Origin of the sequence: Stappia indica (assembly GCF_009789575.1) — a bacterium.
Classification (GTDB): domain Bacteria; phylum Pseudomonadota; class Alphaproteobacteria; order Rhizobiales; family Stappiaceae; genus Stappia; species Stappia indica_A.
The window spans coordinates 4397608-4417063 of sequence record NZ_CP046908.1 but is presented as its reverse complement, the minus strand read 5'-3'; the positions used below and the strand labels follow the sequence as shown (position 1 = coordinate 4417063).

At 67.6% G+C, this 19456-nt stretch carries 19 protein-coding genes; 6 read left to right on the top strand and 13 right to left on the bottom strand.

Annotation, left to right across the window (positions count from 1 at the left end; genetic code table 11):
- Nucleotides 1-2: 2 nt before the first annotated feature.
- Nucleotides 3-1640 (bottom strand): cyclic peptide export ABC transporter, encoded by a 1638-nt coding sequence (locus GH266_RS20530; protein WP_158195491.1) that lies wholly within the window; start codon nucleotides 1638-1640, stop codon nucleotides 3-5.
- Between the two features lie 420 nt (nucleotides 1641-2060).
- Here GH266_RS20530 and GH266_RS20525 point away from each other — a divergent pair, with 420 nt between their 5' ends.
- Both GH266_RS20525 and asnB read left to right on the top strand, forming a co-directional pair.
- Nucleotides 2061-2309 carry a phosphopantetheine-binding protein gene (locus GH266_RS20525; protein WP_158195490.1) on the top strand — a complete coding sequence of 83 codons (249 nt, stop codon included), beginning with the start codon at nucleotides 2061-2063 and terminating at the stop codon, nucleotides 2307-2309.
- Between the two features lie 53 nt (nucleotides 2310-2362).
- Nucleotides 2363-4372, top strand: coding sequence for an asparagine synthase (glutamine-hydrolyzing) (gene asnB, locus GH266_RS20520; protein ID WP_158195489.1), 2010 nt, complete (start codon nucleotides 2363-2365; stop codon nucleotides 4370-4372).
- On the opposite strand, the gene GH266_RS20515 is transcribed toward asnB, so the two are convergent.
- The 6 genes from GH266_RS20515 to GH266_RS20490 are packed head-to-tail and all read right to left on the bottom strand — an operon-like array spanning nucleotide 4336 to nucleotide 9927.
- Nucleotides 4336-5109 (bottom strand): enoyl-CoA hydratase/isomerase, encoded by a 774-nt coding sequence (locus GH266_RS20515; protein ID WP_158195488.1) that lies wholly within the window; start codon nucleotides 5107-5109, stop codon nucleotides 4336-4338. The two genes, asnB and GH266_RS20515, sit on opposite strands and share 37 nt — an antisense overlap.
- Nucleotides 5106-6326: a beta-ketoacyl synthase N-terminal-like domain-containing protein gene (locus tag GH266_RS20510; protein WP_158195487.1), complete on the bottom strand. Its 1221-nt coding sequence runs from the start codon at nucleotides 6324-6326 to the stop codon at nucleotides 5106-5108. The genes GH266_RS20515 and GH266_RS20510 overlap by 4 nt, the downstream gene beginning before the upstream one ends.
- On the bottom strand, nucleotides 6307-6552 hold the full coding sequence (locus GH266_RS20505) for an acyl carrier protein (protein ID WP_158195486.1): 246 nt from the start codon (nucleotides 6550-6552) through the stop codon (nucleotides 6307-6309). The genes GH266_RS20510 and GH266_RS20505 overlap by 20 nt, the downstream gene beginning before the upstream one ends.
- Before the next feature lie 43 nt (nucleotides 6553-6595).
- Nucleotides 6596-7852: a hydroxymethylglutaryl-CoA synthase family protein gene (locus GH266_RS20500; RefSeq protein ID WP_158195485.1), complete on the bottom strand. Its 1257-nt coding sequence runs from the start codon at nucleotides 7850-7852 to the stop codon at nucleotides 6596-6598.
- A complete protein-coding gene (locus GH266_RS20495; RefSeq protein ID WP_158195484.1) occupies nucleotides 7849-9105 on the bottom strand; it encodes a cytochrome P450 in 1257 nt (418 codons plus the stop codon). The genes GH266_RS20500 and GH266_RS20495 overlap by 4 nt, the downstream gene beginning before the upstream one ends.
- A 15-nt stretch (nucleotides 9106-9120) precedes the next feature.
- The gene (locus GH266_RS20490; protein WP_158195483.1) at nucleotides 9121-9927 is read right to left on the bottom strand and encodes an FkbM family methyltransferase; all 807 of its coding nucleotides are present in this window, start codon (nucleotides 9925-9927) and stop codon (nucleotides 9121-9123) included.
- A gap of 127 nt (nucleotides 9928-10054) precedes the next feature.
- Between GH266_RS20490 and GH266_RS20485 the strand changes: the two genes are divergently transcribed.
- The gene (locus GH266_RS20485; protein WP_158195482.1) at nucleotides 10055-10921 is read left to right on the top strand and encodes a metallophosphoesterase family protein; all 867 of its coding nucleotides are present in this window, start codon (nucleotides 10055-10057) and stop codon (nucleotides 10919-10921) included.
- Here the strand turns inward: GH266_RS20485 and GH266_RS20480 are convergent.
- A complete protein-coding gene (locus GH266_RS20480) occupies nucleotides 10879-11703 on the bottom strand; it encodes a 4'-phosphopantetheinyl transferase family protein (RefSeq protein ID WP_158195481.1) in 825 nt (274 codons plus the stop codon). The genes GH266_RS20485 and GH266_RS20480 overlap by 43 nt on opposite strands.
- Between GH266_RS20480 and GH266_RS20475 the strand changes: the two genes are divergently transcribed.
- Nucleotides 11702-12667, top strand: coding sequence for an acyltransferase domain-containing protein (locus tag GH266_RS20475; RefSeq protein WP_158195480.1), 966 nt, complete (start codon nucleotides 11702-11704; stop codon nucleotides 12665-12667). The two genes, GH266_RS20480 and GH266_RS20475, sit on opposite strands and share 2 nt — an antisense overlap.
- A 12-nt stretch (nucleotides 12668-12679) precedes the next feature.
- Here GH266_RS20475 and GH266_RS20470 read toward each other — a convergent pair whose 3' ends face one another.
- From GH266_RS20470 to GH266_RS20455, 4 genes are all read right to left on the bottom strand, one after another.
- Nucleotides 12680-13129, bottom strand: a complete 450-nt coding sequence (locus tag GH266_RS20470; RefSeq protein ID WP_097175560.1) for a type II 3-dehydroquinate dehydratase — start codon at nucleotides 13127-13129, stop codon at nucleotides 12680-12682.
- 4 nt (nucleotides 13130-13133) lie between these two features.
- Nucleotides 13134-14426, bottom strand: coding sequence for a TRAP transporter large permease (locus GH266_RS20465; protein WP_158196332.1), 1293 nt, complete (start codon nucleotides 14424-14426; stop codon nucleotides 13134-13136).
- The gene (locus GH266_RS20460; protein WP_158195479.1) at nucleotides 14426-14950 is read right to left on the bottom strand and encodes a TRAP transporter small permease; all 525 of its coding nucleotides are present in this window, start codon (nucleotides 14948-14950) and stop codon (nucleotides 14426-14428) included. The genes GH266_RS20465 and GH266_RS20460 overlap by 1 nt, the downstream gene beginning before the upstream one ends.
- 87 nt (nucleotides 14951-15037) lie before the next feature.
- The gene (locus GH266_RS20455) at nucleotides 15038-16024 is read right to left on the bottom strand and encodes a sialic acid TRAP transporter substrate-binding protein SiaP (protein ID WP_158195478.1); all 987 of its coding nucleotides are present in this window, start codon (nucleotides 16022-16024) and stop codon (nucleotides 15038-15040) included.
- A 285-nt stretch (nucleotides 16025-16309) separates the two neighbouring features.
- Between GH266_RS20455 and GH266_RS20450 the strand changes: the two genes are divergently transcribed.
- Nucleotides 16310-16996, top strand: a complete 687-nt coding sequence (locus tag GH266_RS20450) for a GntR family transcriptional regulator (protein WP_158195477.1) — start codon at nucleotides 16310-16312, stop codon at nucleotides 16994-16996.
- Nucleotides 16997-17110: 114 nt separating this feature from the next.
- Nucleotides 17111-17974, top strand: coding sequence for a shikimate dehydrogenase family protein (locus tag GH266_RS20445; protein WP_158195476.1), 864 nt, complete (start codon nucleotides 17111-17113; stop codon nucleotides 17972-17974).
- Here the strand turns inward: GH266_RS20445 and GH266_RS20440 are convergent.
- Nucleotides 17958-19358, bottom strand: a complete 1401-nt coding sequence (locus GH266_RS20440; RefSeq protein ID WP_158195475.1) for an aminotransferase-like domain-containing protein — start codon at nucleotides 19356-19358, stop codon at nucleotides 17958-17960. The two genes, GH266_RS20445 and GH266_RS20440, sit on opposite strands and share 17 nt — an antisense overlap.
- Nucleotides 19359-19456 lie beyond the last annotated feature (98 nt).

Here is a 19456-nt window from a genome sequence, read left to right as displayed (position 1 = left end):
GCTCACGCCTCCCCGCTCACATCGGCAAGATGCCCGAGATCGAGCTCCAGCCGCCGGTCGCAGCACGACCAGAAGCGGTCGTCATGGGTCACCGCCACCACCGTCTTGCCGCGCGCCTTCAGGTCGGGCAGCAGCTCGGTGTAGAAGACCTCGCGGAAATGGGCGTCCTGATCGGCGGCCCACTCGTCGAAGAGATAGACCTCGCGGTCCTCCAGCAGGGCCACGATCATCGCCAGCCGCTTGCGCTGGCCTGTCGACAGGTCCGTGGTGGAAAAGCGCCCGTCCTCGAAGCGCACCTTGCCGTCCAGCTCCATGCGGGCGATCAGCCTCTCGACCTCGCGCGGCTTGACGTGCTCCAGCCCGTAGAGCCGGTCGAAGAGGTGGAAGTCGGTGAAGATGCTGGAGAAGATCTCCCGGTAGTCGCGCCGCGTCTCGGCGCTCACCAGCGCACCGTCGCAGGCGATCTCGCCGCCATCCGGCGTGTAGAGCCCGCACAGCAGCTTCAGCGCCGTCGACTTGCCGCTGCCGTTGCCCCCCGTCAGGAACAGGATCTCGCCGCGCTTCAGCGTGAGATCCCAGGGGCCGGCGGTGAAAAGCGCGGTTCCTTCTGCGCCGAGGTAGCTGAACGTGACGCTGCGCATCTCGAGGGTGCGGAACGACCGGTAGCGCGAGGGCGCGCGCGCCGTGCCTTTCGGCTCCGGCGTCAGGCCGGCATCGAGGCGCCGCTCCAGGTCGTAGACATGGGCAAGGCCCGCCTCGGCCCGCGCGATGAGGCGCACGACGGAGGTGATCGCCGCGATGGGGCCGAGCGCGAAGACCGTCGCGGCGGTGATCTTGTAGATCGTGTCCGTATAGCCCTGGAAGAACACCGGCAGGACCAGCACGACGACGCCGACCAGCAGGAAGACGAAGGCATTGGCGAATTGCAGCAGGCTTACCCAGCGGTCGCCCAAACCCACCACGACCTGGCGCAACCGCGCGGTGACGTCCGCGAAATGCGCCTGCAGCGCGTCGTTCTTGTCGGCGTTGAGCCGGATCTCCTGGAAGCCCAGCGTGAAATGGGACAGGCTGTCGAGCATGTCCGCTTCCCGGTGGTGCACCTCCGCCAGCGCACCGGTCAGCGCGCTCTGGCGCCGCCAGAAGAGATAGAGCCCCGCGGCCAGGAACACGGTCACGACGAGGAAGGAGATCGGCGACAGGGTCGCCACGTAGAGCAGAAGAAAGACCAGCAGGAAGGCGTTCTGCGCAGCGCCGATCAGCAGCGGCAGGGTCTGCGACAGGTGGTCGGTTTCCTGCGACACGGTGACGAAGACATCGCCATGGCCGAGCCGCTCGAGCGTCCGCAGGTCGACCCGGCGGATCTTGCTGACGATTCGCCGCCGCGTCGCCTCCAGCCGGGACTGCACGAAACGGTTGGCCTCATGCAGCGAGGCGCGGCTCGACAGCAGCACGAAGGCAAGCATCGTCACATAGACGAGCAGCAGCTGGGTGCCGACAGGCTCGGCCAGAACTGCCTTTTCCGCCGCCTCGTTGATGAGGCCGACGAGCCCGGCATTGCCAAGCCCCGCAAGGCTGGTGATCAGCAGGATCGCCCGGCGGTTCACCGGCGGGCCGGTTCTGAGCAGCCGCAAGATGTTCATGCAGATGAAACCACGGTGACTGCCCTTGTCCCGATGCCGCATACCCCGCCACACGGCGTAACCGGCCTGCCGGCAGCGCCATGGTCACGGGTCCGATGTCACTGGTGTTTCGCCATTTTCGGCAGCACGACCGCCGGGCTGAATGCTATTCAGCACGCCTGCCGCTTGCAAGTGCGGGCCTTGTCGCCGCGTCCGGGATTTCCCACCTTGCATGCATTAAGGCCTTTCCCACAAGCCATCCTTTACAGGTAGCGGAAAGACTGTTGCGGCGCACACTTATTCGCTACCGTAAGGTCGTTCCGCGTCGTGCGGAGCACCTCCGGGGGGACGACAGGGGGCGCCGACCACAGGCGCCCGGCATGTCCGATCTCCACAGGACACCGAGCGGCTTCCCAGCCCGGCTGCAGGCGACCAGGACGCATGGATAAAATTCGGGATTTCATCGAGGAACAGTTCCTGATCGAGTTCGACGACTCGTTTCCCGAGGACTCCGACCTGTTCAAGGAAGGCGTGATGGACTCCTTCGGCTACGTGCAACTGATCCGGTTCCTGGAGCAGGAGTTCGACATCCGCTTCACGGAGCAGGAAATGACCGGCGACGTGCTGGTGAGCCTTGTCCAGATCCGCGAGACGGTCGGCCGAAAGGTCGCCGACCGCGCAACGGGCTGATCGCGCCACGCCATCGCCAGCAAGCAGGGACCGACCAGGGGGCACGCGACGTCATGTGCGGCATTGCCGGCTTCTTCCGCTTCGACGGTTCCTGCGAGGATCCGGTCGGCCAGGTCACCGGCATGCTGGCGGCAATCGCCCATCGCGGGCCGGACGGCGCCGGCTATGTGATCGACGACGGGTTTGCCATGGGCACCGTGCGGCTGGCGATCCTCGATCCGGCCGCCGGCCTGCAGCCGATCAGCGACGAAAGTGGGCGCTACTGGCTCTGCTACAACGGCGAGGTCTACAATTACCGGGAGCTGCGCGAGGCGCTTGTCGGCCTCGGCCACGTCTTCCGCACCGCCTGCGACACGGAGGTCGTGCTGCGGGCCTGGATCGCCTGGGGTCCCGACTGCCTGGCGCGCTTCAACGGCGGCTTCGCCTTCGCGCTCTACGACCGCGAGCGGCAGGAGCTGTTCCTGGCCCGCGACCGCTACGGCAAGCGCCCGCTCTTCTTCGCCCGGCACGGCGAGACGATCCTCTTCGCCTCCGAGATGAAGGCCTTCCTTGCCGTTCCCGGCTTCCGGTTCGAGCAGGATCCGCAGCAGCTCGCCTCGATTCTCGGCCAGTGGACGCCGCTGCCGCACCAGTCGGGCTTCCGGGGCATCGAGAGCCTGCCCATGGGAGAATGGGCAAGGGTTCGCCAGGGCCGGGTCGAGCGCTTCGCCTATGACGAACTGACCTTCGCTCCGACGCAGACCATCGCCAGCGAGGGCGAAGCGGTCGAGCGGATCCGCGAGCGGATGACGGATGCCGTGTCCTTGCGGCTTCGCAGCGACGTCGAGGTCGGCGTCTATCTCAGCGGCGGGGTGGATTCTGCCATCGTCGCCGCGCTCGCCCGCGAGCTGACCCCGCATCCGTTGTCGACCTTCTCGGTCGAGTTCGAGGACGCGGAATTCGACGAATCGATGGAGCAGCGCCTCGTTGCCGAACATCTCGGCACGCGCCATCACGCCCGCCGCATCAGCCATGCCGACATCGCCGAGGCCTGCCCCGACGCGGTCTATCACGCGGAGGTGCCGGCCTTCCGCAGCGCCTTCATCCCCATGTTCCTGCTGTCGCAGCGCACCCGCGAGGCCGGAATCAAGGTCATCCTCAGCGGCGAAGGCGCCGACGAGGCCTTTCTCGGTTACGACCTGTTCAAGGAAACGCTGCTGCGCGCCGCGTGGAACGAACTTCCCGAGGACACGCGCCGGAGCCGGCTGGAGCGGCTCTACCCGCACCTTGCCCATTACGGACCGAAGGACATCGCCGCAGTCACCGGGCTCTACCACCAGTTCTCGGCCGAGAAGATGCCGGGACTTTTCTCGCACGAGCTGCGCTTCCAGAACGGCCAGTTCTCGGCCCGCCTGCTGAACGCACCCGGCGACCCCTTCGCCGAGATCTCGGCGCTGGTCGCGGGCAGCCCCGCCTTCGGCTCCATGAGTGCGGTCGAAAAGGCCCAGTGGCTGGAATACAAGACGCTGCTGCCGGGCTACCTGCTGTCGACCCAGGGCGACCGCATGAGCCTTGCCCACGGGGTGGAGAACCGCTGCCCGTTCCTCGACCCTTCAGTGATCGGGCTCGCCTCCTCCGTCAACCTGCGCTTCGACGACGGGTTCACCGAGAAGCGGCTGTTGCGCGAGGCCTTCCGCGACCGGCTGCCGGGCGCGGTTGCCGACAAGCGCAAGTTCCCGTACCGGGCGCCGGACGCCGCGGCCTTCGCGGCGTGCCGGCCGGACTATCTCGATCTCGTCCTGTCGGAGAGCGAGCTGGCGAACCTGCCCTTCCTCAATGCCAAGTTCGCCCAGCGCCTTGCCACGAAAGTGCTGACCAAGCCGGCCGAGGAGGTGAGCACGAAGGAAAACCAGACCTTCCTGTTCCTGCTCTCCATCGCGCTGCTCGACCGGTTCTTCGTGCAGCGGCAAGGGCTTGGGCAGGCGGGCGGGTCAAGCGCCCTGCCGCCGCTGCAACGCGCGGTGGACCTGCGTGCCGAGGCCGCGCCTCACGCCTCCCAGGGGAACTTGGCGTCCCTCACATAGCGGCGGATATCGGCCCGGATCTGCGGATCGGCGAACATCTCGCGATTGGCGGCGAGCGCCGCCTCGCGCTGACCCTCGAGCTCATCGAGCCCCGCCCCCGCATGCGCCTTGAAGCGGGCGATGCCCGCCCGCCCCGGCAGCCGCAGCCGCATCAGATGCTGGCGCAGCAGTTCGTCGGCCCGCTCGCCAAGCGCATCGACCAGACCGAAGGACAGGGCATCGCGCGCGCCCACCGGCCGCGTCATCAACGTCATGTAGCGGGCGCGCTGCGCACCCACACGGCGCGCCAGGAACGGCAGCACGCAGGCCGGATAGAGGCCGAACAGCAGCTCCGACAGGGCAAAGCTCGCACTCTCGTCCGCCAGCACGATATCGGCGGCAGCGGCCAGTCCGACACCTCCGGCATTGGCCCTGCCGCGCACCACGCTGACCGTGACGAAGGGCCCGCGCGCCATGCGCAGCCACAGGTCGTAGAGCGGGGCCGGGTCCATGGGCGCGGCATCCTCGGCGACGGCGTCGAAGTCGCCGCCCATGCAGAAGACGTCGTCGCTGCCTTCCAGCACCACGACAGTGACGGGCCGGCCATCCGGCCCCTCGCCCGCCTCGCAAAGGTCGAAGGCGGCTTGCAGCTCTTGCACCATCTGCGGCGTGATGCTGTTGCCAGCCTCCGGCCGGGCGAAGCGGATGCGGCAGATGCCTTGCGCGATGCTGCAGGAGATCGTCGAAAACGCCGTCATGCCGCCGCTCCTTCCGGCGCCCCGAAGACCAGCGCGACATTGCTGCCGCCGAAGCCGAAGGAGAGTTTCAGCGCGTGGCGGATGCGGTGTTCCTGCACCACGCCCTGCACCCAGCGAAAAGCCTCGTCCAACGGCGCATCGAGATGCGACACCGGGTGCAGCAGCCCCTCGCGCATCTGGATCAGCACGGCCGCCGCCTCGACAGCGCCGGCCGCGCTCAGGCCGTGGCCGATGATCGACTTGGTGGCGTTGACCCGCGCGTGACCGAGGCCAAGCTTGCGCATGGTGGCCAGTTCCGCCTCGTCGCCGGATGGCGTTCCCGTGGCATGGCCGTTGACGTAGTCGATGTCGGCAGCCACCAGTCCGGCCGCGGCGAGCGCGTCTTGCGCAGCACGGACCTGCGCGTCGGAATTCGGCTCCGGGCCGCGGCTTCCATCGGTGCAAAAGCCAGTGCCCAGGACGCGGCCATAGATCGTGCCTCCGGCATGCTCCGGCCGGGTGACGACCAGTGCGGCGCAGGCCTCGCCATAGAGAAAGCCGTCATGGCCCGCGTCCATCGGCCGGCAGACCGGCCCCGGGCCCAGCGCCCCGAGCGCCCGGAAGCCTTGCAGGTCCAGCAGGGACACGTCCTGCAAGGCCCCGAGGGCGATGCAGGCATCGACCCTGCCGCTCGACACGGCCTCGACTGCGGCGACGATAGCAGCCGCGCCGCTGGCCGAGGCCGCTCCGATCGTATGGGCGAAGCCGCGGATCGGGAACTGCGAGGCGCACAGGCCGCAGATATCGGTGTCGAGGAAGACATGGCCGTGGCGCGGCGGCAGGAAATCGAGCCGCGCGGCGTAGTCGCGCAGGCTCAGGAACTGCTCGCGCGCCATCAGGTTCGATCCGCCGACGATCAGGCCGATGCGCTCAGGCGCCAGGCGGTCGAGCCCCGCCTCGCGCCAGGCTTCGTCGAGGACGGCGACCGCCGCGCGCCCGCTGAGGCCCGCTGTGCGCTCGACCCGGGGCGGCAGGATGGAAGGCGGATCGGGCATCTCGACGCCGAAGAACGGCGGGCTGTCGTCGCCGCGCTGCCGGCCGGGACGGGCAAGCGGCGCGAAGACGCTACGCCCCTCGAAAAGTCCGGCGCGGAACGCATCCTTGCCGTGGCCGAGGCCGCTGGCGACCCCGATGCCGGTGACGACGAGCGGACGGGTGTCAGGCCTTGGACTTGGCATGCAGGAGATCGGCCAGTTCGCCGATATTGCGGGGGCCGTGCAGCTGGACCATCGGCACCTTCAGGCCGATGGCCTCCAGCGTCGCCAGGATGATCTCGCTGCGCTCGATGGAATCGACCCCGAGATCGGCCATGGAATCGGCGCGGGCGATCGGCTGCGCCTCCAGCTCCGGCACGGTGCTGCGGATCTCGGCAATGATGATCTCGGCAATCCGGTCGCTGTCCAACTCGCCCCCTTTTCCAGGTCCGCCGCTGTTGCGGCGGCCCGGCTCAGATCCAGATATACTTGCGGTGGTAGCCGACGACCGCATCCAGCACAAGCCGGTCGCCGGCCGCATCGACCGGCCAGGCATCCGGCACGATCTGGTGGTTCAGCTCCGCGTCCTTGGTGCCGAAGCGCACGACGCTCTCGCCGCGCAGCAGCGTCTCGTATTCTGCGATCGTCAGGCGGTGGCGGCGGTCCAGCGCCTGCGGGATGCGCATTGCGCGCAGCCGCTCGCCGCTCTCCGGCGTCACGACGCCGCTGTAGAATTCCGAGCAGCAGCCCGAGCCGTAGGAGAACATGCCGATCCGCATCGGCGCGTCGATGTCCACCGTCTCCAGCATGCCGGCGAGCGCCACGAAGACCGAGCCGCCGGCGGTGTTGCCGACCCGTTTGCCGAAGGCAAGGCTCGGCGCCAAGCGCGACTGGAAGTCGGCCTCGATCTCCTTGGGCGGCGCCTTGTAGAGCCGGCGCATCAGGTGCCGGTGGGCGCCCTTGACCATGCCGCCGAACGGTGTGTGGAAGCACAGCTGTCCGAAGCTTTCACGAAAGTCCGCATTCTCCACCCGGCGGCTGTAATCGCGGAACGCGCCCTCGCAGCAGTCGAGATAGGCCATCAGCGACAAGTCTGCATCGCCCGCCTCCGTATCGGGGCCGGGGCGGCAGGTGTCCATCACCTCGAAGGCGTGGTTGCCGTAGGCCCCTGCATCGATGCGCAGGACATGCGGCGTGTCGGAGACCAGCATCGCCACCGCGCCGGCGCCGGAACTCGGCTCCGAATAGGCCCATTCCTCCACCGCGCCGGCGTCGGCGAGCGCGAAGCGGGAAATGTCGGTCGCCACCACCAGGGCCTTGGCGCCGGGCGAGGTCTGGGCGAGCAGGAAATTCACCGCCATCTGCAAGCCGGCGGTGCCCGAGTAGCAGGCCTGCTTGATCTCGAAGAGCCGGCAGTTGGACGGCAGGTCCAGATGCGCATGCACATAGGTGCTGAGCGACTTGCCGAAGTCGATACCGGACTCGGTGCAGGTCACCACCATCTCGATGCGGGCCCGCTCCTCCGGCGCCAGCGCATCGATCAGCGGCCGGGCGGCGTTGACCGCGAAGGTGACCGGGTCCTCGTAAGGCAGCGCCACCGTCTTTTCCTGAACCAAGAGGTTCTCGAACCGGGGCATGTCGAGCCCGCGATGCAGGCACAGTTCCTTCACGTCGAGGCAGGCCATGCCGCCATAGACGTTCATCGCCTCGATACCGACCGCACGGGTCATGCAGCACCTCTAACGCGCACCGGCAGCCGGCCGAGCCCACGGGCGTTGAGCCGGTCGAGCCGCCATTCGGGCTCGCCGGCCAGTTCGATGGAGCCGTAGCGGTCCAACAGCGCGGAAAAGGCGATATGCGCCTCGAGCCGGGCCAGCGGCGCGCCGATGCACACATGCGGGCCCGAGCCGAAGGTGAGCTGGGCATTGGCCGGGCGGCCGATATCGACCTCGTCGGCGCGCTCGAACCGGGCCGGATCGCGGTTGATGGCGCCGACAAGGCCGAGCACCGGGGCGCCGGCCGGGATCAGCGTGCCTTCGACCTCGACATCCTCGCGCGCCACCCGCAGGATCATGTTGCCGCCAGGCTCCATGCGCAAAAACTCCTCGATGGCGGTGCGCAGCAGGCTCCGGTCGGCGCGCAGCCGCGCCATCTCGTCCGGATGCCGGAGCAGCAGCAGCAGGCCGTTGCCGATCAGCGTCACCGTGGTCTCATGGCCCGCGACCAGCATGGAGACGAGATTGGTCAGCGTCTCCTCCTCGTCGAGCGTGCCGTCGTCATGGGCGCGGATCGCAAGGTCCATCAGGCTGTCGCCCGGCCGGGCCCGGCGGGCGGCGATGTGCTCGCGCAGGAAGGCCTTGAACTGCGTCAGCGCCTCGAGCGCTTCGCTCTTCTGGTCCGGCGTCATCAGGATATCGCCGATGCGGATCAGCGAGGCGCTCCAGCGCCCGACCGTCTCGTCGAGGCTTTGCGGAATGTCGAAAAGCTTGCACAGGACCCGCAGCGGCAGGGGGCCGGCAAAGGCCTCGATGAAGTCGACCGTCCCCTCGCGGGGCATCGCGTCGAGCAGCTGCGCGGCCTCGGCCTCGACCAGGGCGCCGACATCGCGCACCGCCTGCGAGCGGAAAGCCGGCTCGTAGACCTTGCGCATGCGCGCGTGCTCGGCGCCGTCGCAATTGATCATCTGCGGCTGGAACTCGCTGAACAGCCGGTAGCCGACGGGATCGTGCACCCGGTAATCGGGCGCGGTCCAGCCGTTCTTCCAGTGGCGGGTGTCGCGGCCGAGCTCGGAGGACTTGGCGACCTTCAGGAAGGCGCGATGCCCGAGCACGAAAAAGACGCCGGAGGCCGCGTCGAGATGCACGGGGCCGAGCGCCTGCAGCCGCTTCAGCTCGTCATAAGGGTTTTCCAGGAACGCCCGGTCCGTCAGGATCGACCACCAGTCGATCCCCTCGCCCGTCGCGGCAGTGCCTTGCTCGCTCATGCGCCCCGCCTGCTCCTATCGCGCCGCATAGACGTGAAACACCGCCGCCCCGCCCTCGGCGAGCGGATGCGTGTCGGTCGTTACCCGGTAGCCGCGCGCCGCCAGCCCGGCCGCGATCTCTTCCAGCTTCGGCCAGCCCAGATGCACCTCGACCATCAGCTGGCGGATGCGCGGCCAGTCGGCCTCCTCGATGCCGGCAAGCACCTCCTCCTCGGCGCCTTCCGTATCGACCTTCAGAAGGTCGATCGCCTCGATACCGTAGGCCGCCATCTGCGACGACAACGTGTCGACGCGCGCCCGCACCCGCTCCACCCGGAGCAGTGTATCGAGAAAGCCGTCCGTCTGCGCCAGTTCGCCCGCGCCGGTGCGCTCGATCACGGCGCGCACCGCCTCGCCGGCGCTTCCCGTGAGAAGGTCGCGAATGCCGCCGGCCATCCGCTCGCCGACCTCGCTATGCGCGGTCGACAATGCGGCAACGCCGGGAAAATAGTCGAACTCCACCTCGCCGGCCCTGGCACCAAGGCCCAGCGGCACGGCGACGGCCTGCGGCCCGGCGGCTCCCAGATTGCGCTCCAGCGCGGCGAAGACCGGCGGCACCGGCTCGAAGGCAAGGACGCGCGCGGAGGGCGCCTGCTGCAGCGTGCAGAGCGAAAACAGGCCGATATTCGCCCCGACATCGAAGACCGTTCCGTCCTGCGGCAGGCTCAGGCCATGCGCTGCAAGGTCCTGGGAAAAGATCTCGTGCACTGCGAAATCAACCTCGTAGGGGTTGATGCAGGCGATTTCCCGGCCGTCGGGCAGATGGGCAGTCTTCAAGGTCACGGGATCGTCCGTCGCCGAAGGGGAATCACGACGTGCCTCAAGGGGTTGACGTCGGCGGCGAGTGTTCCCCATGTGAAAACAGGGGTCAAGGAACGATCCCGGACATGGTTCCCGCCAAGGCCCCCGCATGAAACTTCGCGCCATCAGCGACCTGCATCTTGCCAGCCCGGCAAACCGCGACGCCCTTGTCGCGCTGCCGGACTATTCCGACGACTGGCTGATCCTGGCCGGCGATGTCGGCGAACGCTTCGACCACATGCGGCTTGCCTTCACCGAGCTGACGCGCCGTTTCGCGCGGGTGTTCTGGGTGCCGGGCAATCACGACCTGTGGGCAATTCCGGAGGAGGCCGGGCTGCCGGCTCTGGTCGGCGAGGAGCGCTACCGCCGCCTCGTCGAGACGGCGCGCGCGCACGGCGTGGTGACGCCGGAGGACCCTTACGAGATCTGGACCGGCGACGGCGGCCCCTGCGCCATCGCGCCCTTGTTCCTGCTCTACGACTACAGTTTCCGCCCGGCGCATGTGAGCCGCGACGGCGTCGTCGGCTGGGCGCGCGAAATGGGCTCGGTCTGCGCCGACGAGATGTTCCTCAATCCCGCCCCCTTCGCCTCGCGCGAGGCCTGGTGCGGCGAGCGCCTGCGGCAGACGGAGGCGCGGCTGGCCGCCCTGCCCCCGGGCATGCCGACGGTGCTGATCAACCATTTTCCGCTGCGCGAGGACCTCATCCACATTCCGCGCGCACCGCGCTTCACGCCCTGGTGCGGAACGCGGGCGACCGCCGACTGGCACCGGCGGTTCAACGCGCGCGCCGTGGTCTCCGGCCATCTGCATGTTCGGCGCACCGACTGGCGCGACGGCACGCGCTTCGAGGAAGTCTCGCTCGGCTATCCGCGCCAGTGGGACCAGTCGCGCGGCATGGCCGCCTATATCCGCGAGGTGCTGCCCGGCCCCGATCAGGTCGAGGACGAACTCGCCGCGCCGAGGTTCCGCAAGTAGTCGAGCGGCGCCTCGCCGATCTCCATCGACAGGCGCTCGGGATGCGGATGGCGCACGCCGACGGCGAGCTTGTGGCGGTCCGTTGGGCGCAGGTGCCGGAAACGCCAGAGCGCGGCATCGTCCGCCTCGATGTCGTCGAAACGGATCACCGGCGGCTCCAGGGTGAAGGCGAAGGCATCGAGCGGCTGCGACAGCCCCTTGCCGATGGCCTTCACATAGGCCTCCTTCAGCGTCCAGAAGGTGAGGAAGATCTCGGTCTTGCGCTCGCTCGGCGTTGAGGCGAGCAGCGCGCGCTCGTCGGCGGCGAAGACGCGCTTGGCAAGCTGGTCGACGTCGTTCACCCGCTCCAGCCACTCCACATCGACGCCGACATCGTTGTCGACCGTCAGGGCGACGGCCGCCAGTTCCCGCGTGTGCGAAAGGTTCACCCGAAGACGCGGCAGGCCGGGCGGCGGCGTCACCTCGGGCTTGCCGTGATCGCCGGCCGTGAAGCGCCAGTCGCGCGCCGGCAGGCCCGTCCACCAGGTCAGGAGGCCGCGCGTCAGCGCATGAGCGGCGATGTAGACGTCCCGGTCGCGGTCGAAGTGGAAGCGGGTGGAGCGCTCCAGCTCGCTGTCTTCCAGCAGGCTTTCCAGAAGCTGCCAGTCGCCCTCGCCAATGCTCTTCAGGTCCAGCCACCAGACGGTGACGTGATCGACGCCCGCCTCGAGCTTGTCGCGAAAGGGCGGGCCGTGCGAGATAGATCCCTCCTGCTTCGCACCGCCCTGCCAGGATTGCTGCATGCCGCCTGCTCCCAAGTCCCTGCCGCTCGTCTTCTGCTTCGCCGGCCAGGGCTCCCAGTACTACCACATGGCCGCCGACCTTCTTGCCGAAGAACCGGTGTTCAGGCAATGGATGGAAATCGGCGACGCCATCGTGCGCGATCGGCACGGCGTCTCGCCGCTTGCCGAGATCCATGCGAGCGGACGGCGGGCGAGCGAGCCCTTCGACCGGCTGGAGCACACCCATCCGGCGATCTTCATGACCCAGTTTGCCATGGCCAAGCTGCTGCAGCACAAGGGGATCCGCCCCGACATGCTGCTCGGCGTCAGCCTCGGCGAGTTCGCCGCCATGAGCGTTGCCGGGATGGTGCCGTTCGAGACGGCGCTTGCCGCGGTCGCCCGCCAGCCGCGCCTGTTCCTGGAAAGCTGCGCGCCCGGCGCGCTGATCGCCGTGCTCGGCCCGCCGTCCTTGCGCGAGAGCGAGCCCCGTCTCGGGCACCTTGCCGAGCTTGCCGGCATCAACGCCGAACGCCACCACGTGCTGGCGATGCCGGGCGAGAACGTCGCCGAGGTGGAGGCGATCCTCACCCGGCTCGATGCGCCGTTCCAGCGGCTGCCGGTGCCGTTTGCCTTTCACTCGAGCTGGATCGAGCCCGCGCGGGCGGCCGTCGTCGCCGATGCGGCGACCGAGCGGCTGGAAAGCCCGTTCTGGCCGGTCTGGTCGGCCTGTCTCAGTGCGCCGGTGAAGCCCGGCATTCCGGATCTTGCCTGGCGGATCGTCCGCGAGCCGATGCGGCTCGGCGCCAGCGTTGCCGCCATCGAGGCGCAGGGCGGCGCCCATTACATCGATCTCAGCGCCACGGGCAGCCTTGCCGCGATCATCCGGCAGGATCTCGGTGAAGCCTCGCCCTCGCGCATCAGCGCGGTGCTGTCGCCCTTCGGCGGCAACCTGCGGCGTCTCGCCAAGCTGCTGGAAGCGGCCTGAGCTGTCGACGGCTCAGGCGGCCTTGCGCCGCGCGGCGAGCTCCAGCACGGCCCCGACCGCGACCGGGTAGCCTTGCGCGCCGAGCCCCGCGATGACGGCCGTCGCCGTGCGCGAGACCAGCGAGCGGTGGTAGATCTCCTCGCGCCGGTGGACATTGGAGATGTGCAGCTCGATGAGCGGCCCGGGAAACATCTTCAGCGCATCGAGAATGGCGATGGAGGTGAAGGTGAAGGCCGCCGGATTGATGACGATGCCCGCCGCCTCCCGATCGATCGCCTCGTGGACCCAGTCGATGATTTCGTATTCGCGGTTGGACTGGCGGAATTCCAGCGGATGGCCACCGGCCGCCTCGCGGCACATCGCCTCGACCTCGGCGAGCGTGGTGCGGCCGTAGATTTCCGGCTCGCGCGTGCCGAGACGGTTCAGGTTGGGACCGTTGAGGACGTAGATCGGTGCAGACATGGTATCAGCCCTGGTATCCGAAGAGGCGTGGCAGGAAGAGGACGAGATCGGGAAAGAAGGTGATCAGCCCCAGTGCGAGAAGCAGCGCATAGAGGAACGGCATCACCTCGCGCACCAGCGCGCCGAGGCTCACCTTGCCGATATTGGTCATGATGAAGAGCAGCAGGCCGTAGGGCGGGGTGATCAGGCCGATCATGATATTGACGACGCTGACGATGCCGAAATGCACCAGGTCGATGCCGAGCGCCTTTGCGGTGGGGATCAGCACCGGCAGCACGATCAGGATGATCGTCGTGCCTTCCAGCAGGCAGCCGAGCAGCAGCAGCAGGATGTTGACGAGGATCAGGAAGGCGAGCGGCGACAAGTCCAGCGCCTGGATGAACACGGTCAGCGTGCGCGGGATGTTCTCCACCGTCACCACGTAGTTGAAGACCAGCGCACCGGCGATCAGCATGCCGATGGAGGCGGTGGTGCGGGCGCTCGACAGGACCGAGCGATAGGCGCTGGCGGGCGTCACCGTCCGATAGACCAGCACTGAGATCAGGAACGCATAGGCGGCAGCGATGGCGGCGGCTTCCGTCGGCGTGGTCATGCCGGAATAGATGCCGCCGAGCAGCACCACCGGCATCATCAAGGCCGGCAGCGCCTTGACGGTGATGCCGGGGATCTCGCGCAAGGGGACCGGCGTTTCCACCGGAAAGGCGCGCCGGCGCGCCGTCAGCACCACCAGCAGCATCAAGGTCCCGCCCATCAGCAGGCCGGGAACCATGCCGCCGAGGAACAGGTAGCCGATGGAGGCATCGGAGACGAGCGCGTAGAGCACCACCGGGATCGAGGGCGGAATGATCGGCCCGATCACCGAGGTCGCGGCGGTGAGCGCGGCCGCAAAGCTCGCCGGGTAGCGCCCGCCCTCGGTCATCATCTTCTGCATCATCTTGCCGACGCCGGCCGCATCGGCGATGGCCGAGCCCGACATGCCGGCGAAGATGATCGACTGGATGACGTTGACCTGCGCCAGGCCGCCGCGGAACCGGCCGACCAGCGCGTTGCAGAAGTCGAGCAGGCGCAGCGTCATCGAGCCGGAATTCATGATCTCGGCCGAGAGGATGAACAGCGGCACCGCGAGCAGCACATAGCTGGTGTACATGCCGTTGAGCAGCTGCTCGGCCGCCGTGCCCATGTCGAGGCCGGCGAGATAGAGATAGAGGATCGAGCCGGCGATCATCGAGTGGCCGATGGGCAGCCCCAGCAGGGCAAGCCCGAGGATCGCGACGATGCAGGCGGCAAAGGGATCGATCACGCCTGCCCCTCCGGTGTCGACGCCGCACCGTCGCCGTCGCCGCTCCTGCCGTCGCTGCCCGAAACGGCACGCCAGAGGATCCACAGGTAGCGGACGAGCACGGCCACCGCGAAGATCACATAGATCGAGAACAGATGGTCGAAGCGGATCTTCAGATAGGCGGTCGACTGCACCTTCATGAAGGTCACGTAGTCGACGACGGCCGGCAGCGACAGAAGGTAGAGCCCGATCAGGGCGAGCGCGCCCACTGCCGTCATGATCCGCCGCGCCCGCGGCCCGACGCCGGAATGCAGGAGGTCGAAGCGGATCTCCTCATCCTCGCGCAGGACGAAGGCGGCGCCCCAAAGCACCAGCCACAGCCACATCACCACGGTCAGTTCCGAGGTCCAGCCGGTCGGCAGGTTGAGAAGGTAGCGGAAGGCGATCTGCAGCAGGAAGGCGATGAACATCACCGCCAGCATCAGGGCGAGCAGGTTTTCCGCGCGGCGATACAGGAAGCGGCCGATCTGGGCGATCCGCATGCGGGCCTCCGGAGCGTTCGGGGCAAGGGTCGTCAACGGCGCGGCAGACAAGCGGAGGAGGACACGCGCCCTCCCCCGCAGCACCGGTCAAAGTGCGTTGATACGATCGATCAGGCCCTCGGGCCAGTCCTTCGCCAGGTCCGATTCCAGATACATCTTCTGCGCATGGCTGCGGAAGGCATCGACGTCGGGCTTGTAGATCTGCAGGCCCTGCTCCTTGAAGAAGACCGCAAGCTCCTCCTCGCGCTTGATGTGCTCGAGCGTGCTCCAGGTGATCGCTGCGTCGGCCGCTTCCTGCACCTTCGCCTGCTGTTCGGGCGAGAGGGCATTCCAGGTATCGAGCGAGATCGTCAGCAGGTCGTAGCCGACCAGATGCGAGGTCAGGACGATCTGCGACATCACCTCGTAGAACTTCATGTTCTGGACGTTCGGCAGCGGGTTGTCCTGGCCGTCGATGGCGCCGGTCTGCAGGCCCGTATAGACCTCGGCATAGGCCATCGGCGTCGGGTTGGCGCCGAGCGCCTGCCCCAGGAACTGCCAGGCATCGCCGCCGGGCATGCGCAGCTTGATGCCGGCCATGTCGGCGGGCGTCTCGATCTTCTTGTCGACGCGCAGGCCGACCTGCCGCGAGCCGAAATAGGTCGGGCCGAGGATCTTCACCTTCAGCCGGTCCTCGACCATCTGCGACATCTCCTTGCCGACATCGCTGGCGAAGAAGGTCCGCAGGTGATCCGCGTCGCGGAAGAGGTAGGCCGAGGTCAGCGCCGACCATTCGGGGATCTGGTTGGAAATGTCCTGCGGGGCGATGTTGCCCATCTCCAGGTTGCCGCGCTGCAGGGCGACGAGCTCGGTGCCCTGCTTGAACAGCGTACCGCCGTAATAGCCCTGGTAGTCGAAACCATCGCCAATACCTTCGGCGAAGCGCTGCATCATCCCGGCCCGGATGTCCTGGTCCGAGAAGACGGCGGAAAAGCGAAGCTGGACCGTGTCCTGGGCCATCGCCGTGGTGGCAAACCCGGCAATCGCCAGCGCAGTGCCGGCCGCGATCAGCGACCGTCGTGTCAAAGTGAACATGGCACTCCTCCCAAGCCATTTTCGTTGACGGAGGCCCGCGTCGCCGGCCCGTCGTAGAGGAGTCATGCCACTAGAGGGACTTCGCATCAATAGGTGATCATAAAAATATATGATATTTTCGATTACATCATTTCCTGAAACGACCGTCAGCCCGCGTTTCCCCGCCCCGACGACGCTGCACGGAACCGCAGATTCCCGCTCCCTTACGCCTTGAGGCCCGAGGCTTCCATCGCCTCCGACGGCAACCGCGTTGCCTTGCGGACGATCCGACATTATCACGATCCTATGAAACACGACGCTTCCGCCGCAGACGGCGACCAGACCCAGACGATCGGCGAGAATGCCTATCGCCGGATCCGCACCGACATCATCTTCGGCCGGCTGGCTCCGGGCCAGAAGCTCAAGCTCGACCGGCTGCGCGACGCCTATGGCGCCAGCATCAGCACCCTGCGCGAGATCCTGAACCGCCTGTCCTCGGAAAGCCTCGTCATCGCGGAGGGCCAGCGGGGGTTCGAAGTCGCCCCGGTCTCGGTCGAAAACCTCAAGCAGATCGCGGAGTTGCGCCTGCTTCTGGAGAGCCATGCGCTGGTGCTGTCCTTCGCCGGAGGCGACATGGAATGGGAAGGCCGGGTGGTCGCGGCCCATCACAAGCTGGCGACGCTGGAGCAGCGGATGCAGGGCGGAGACCGCAGCCAGACCGAGGTCTGGAAGCGCTACGACTGGGAGTTCCACCAGGCGCTGATCTCCGCCTGCGGCTCGGCCGTCTTGATGGAGACCCATGCCGGCGTCTTCGACAAATACCTGCGCTACCAGATGATCGCCCTCTCCTTCCGCGGCGAGATCGCCGCCGAGGAGCACCGGATCCTGCGCGAATGCGCCATTTCCCGCGATGCCGATCAGGCCCGCGCGGTGCTCATTCGCCATGTGGAAGGCGGCGTCGAACATGCCCTGGCGACCGGAACGATCCGATAGACTCAACACACAAAATCGAAAATATCGGATAAAACAAAAAACACTCGTTGATAGCTCGCTCGTCAGCGACTACCCTCCGGCCATTCGTCACGGACTGTGCCAGAGGGAAGCATCATGGCCGTCATCAGGCTCGGCCTCATCGGCGACAACATCGCCCGCTCGCACTCGCCCCGCCTGCATGTGGAGGCCGGGCGGCTCTGCGGGCTCGATGTGACCTATGAGAGGCTGATTCCCCGCGATCTCGGGCTGTCCTTCGACGAGGTCTTCCGGCGCTGCGCCGAGGAGGGCTACCGGGGCATCAACATCACCTACCCCTACAAGGAGCAGGTGGTGGCGCAGCTCGCCGTGCCCGACGCCCGCATCCGCGCCATCGGCGCCTGCAACACGGTGCTGTTCGGCCCCGGCCGGCCGGAAGGGCACAATACGGACCATTCCGGCTTCATCTCGGCCTTTCGCGCCGGGTTCGGAGCCGCCTCTCCCGGCCGCGTCGCGATGATCGGCGCCGGCGGGGTGGGCAAGGCCATCGCCTTCGCGCTCTCCACGCTGGGCGCCGGGGACCTGCGGATCTTCGACCGGGACACGGCCCGCGCGGCAGCCCTTGCCCGCGCCCTGCAGGACGGCGGCATCCTGCCCGGAGCACGCCATGCGGAGACGGCGGAAGAGGCGGCAGAGGGAGCGGACGGCTTCCTCAACTGCACGCCCGTGGGCATGGTCGGCAATCCGGGCAGCCCCATCGATACCGGGCTGATGCGTGGTTCATCCTGGGCGTTCGACGCGGTCTACACGCCCATCGACACGGACTTCCTGAGGGGCGCGGAAGCGGCCGGTGCGACGATCGTCAGCGGCTACGAGCTGTTCTTCCACCAGGGCATCGACGCGTTCCGCCATTTCACCGGCGCCGAAGTCGACCCGAGGGCCCTGCGTACGGCACTCGCCGCGCAGGACGACGCGCCCGCGATGCTCAGCGCCCGGCCATGATGTCGCGCAGGAACTCGATGAAGCGCGGATTGGTGCCGTAGGCGACGTTGATGCGGATCGCCGCGCGGCCGCGCCCTGTGCGCTCGGGCGCCGAACGGTCGGGCGTGAAGACGCTGCCCGGCGCCAGAAAGATGCTGCGTTCGGCCGCCTTGCGGCAGAGCTCCAGCTCGTCGATGCCGTCGGGAAACTCCGTCCACAGGTAGAAGCCCGGCGTGACGCTGGCGCGCACCGTCAGCCCCAGCGCCTCCATCTGGTCGAGCGAGGCCTTGTGTGCCTCCTCCACCCGCGCCCGCAGCCGGCGCAGGTGCCGCAGATAGTGGCCGTCCTGGATCAGCTTGAAGACGAATCGCTCGACATAGTCGGAGGTTGCGACCGTCGTCAGCATCTTGAGATTGCCGAGCGAGGAGATGATCGACGGGTGCCCGGCGACGAAGCCGCAGCGCAGGCTCGCCGACAGGGTCTTGGAAAAGGTGCCGACATAGAGCACCCGGTTGAGCTGGTCGAGCGCGGCAAGACGCGGCAGCGTCGCCGGCAGGATGTCGCCGAGCACGTCGTTTTCCACCAGCAGGAAGCCCCAGCGCTCGGCAAGCCGCATCAGCCCGAAGGCCACCGCCGGCGACAGCGAGCCGCCGGTCGGATTGTGGGCCAGCGACTGGGTGAAGAAGATCTTCGGCCGGTGGATCGCGAGCTTGGCGGCAAGGTCATCGAGGTCCGGGCCGTCGTGCAGGCGGCGGATGCCGACCATCTTCGCCTTGGCCAGCGTCAGCTTGCCGAACAGCGGATAGTAGCCGGGATCGTCGACGAACACCGTGTCGCCGGGCTCGATCAGGTGGCGGATGATCAGGTCGACGCCGTGATTGACCCCGTGGGTGAGCAGCAATCCGTCCGGCTGCACCGCGATGGCCCGCTCCATCAGCAGGACGCGCAGGCGCTCGCGCAAGGGCGCATAGCCCCAGGAACTGCCGTAGCCGAAGTCGACGGAGACGGGGCCCGCCGCCTTGAACACCGAGAAATAGCGCTTGAGCTCCGAGCCCTCCATCCAGAAGGGCGGCGGGCGGCCATCGCCGGGGCGCACCTCGTAATGCTGGTCGAGCTGTTCGCGCAGCAGGGAGACCACGTCGACGGCGGCGGCCACATGGGCGGCCGGCGGCACCTGGCGCGGCGGCTGGAACTGGGCGACGTAATATCCGGAGCCGGCCCGGGATTCGAGCAGGCCCCGCGCCACCAGCCGGTCATAAGCCTCGGCCATGGTGTTCTTGGAAACGCCGTGCTCGCGCGCGGCCTGGCGCACGGACGGCAGCCGCTCGCCCGCCTTGTAGGCGCCGGCGGACAGCAACCCGCTGACATGCTGGACGATCGTGTCTGCTCTCGAAAGCCTTGGCATGCCGCGTTTCCTGAATATTGTCCCAGTCCATTCATTGGGACAGTCATCGCAAATTTGACAGGAACTGTCCCTTGATTGTCCCAGTCATTCTTAGGACA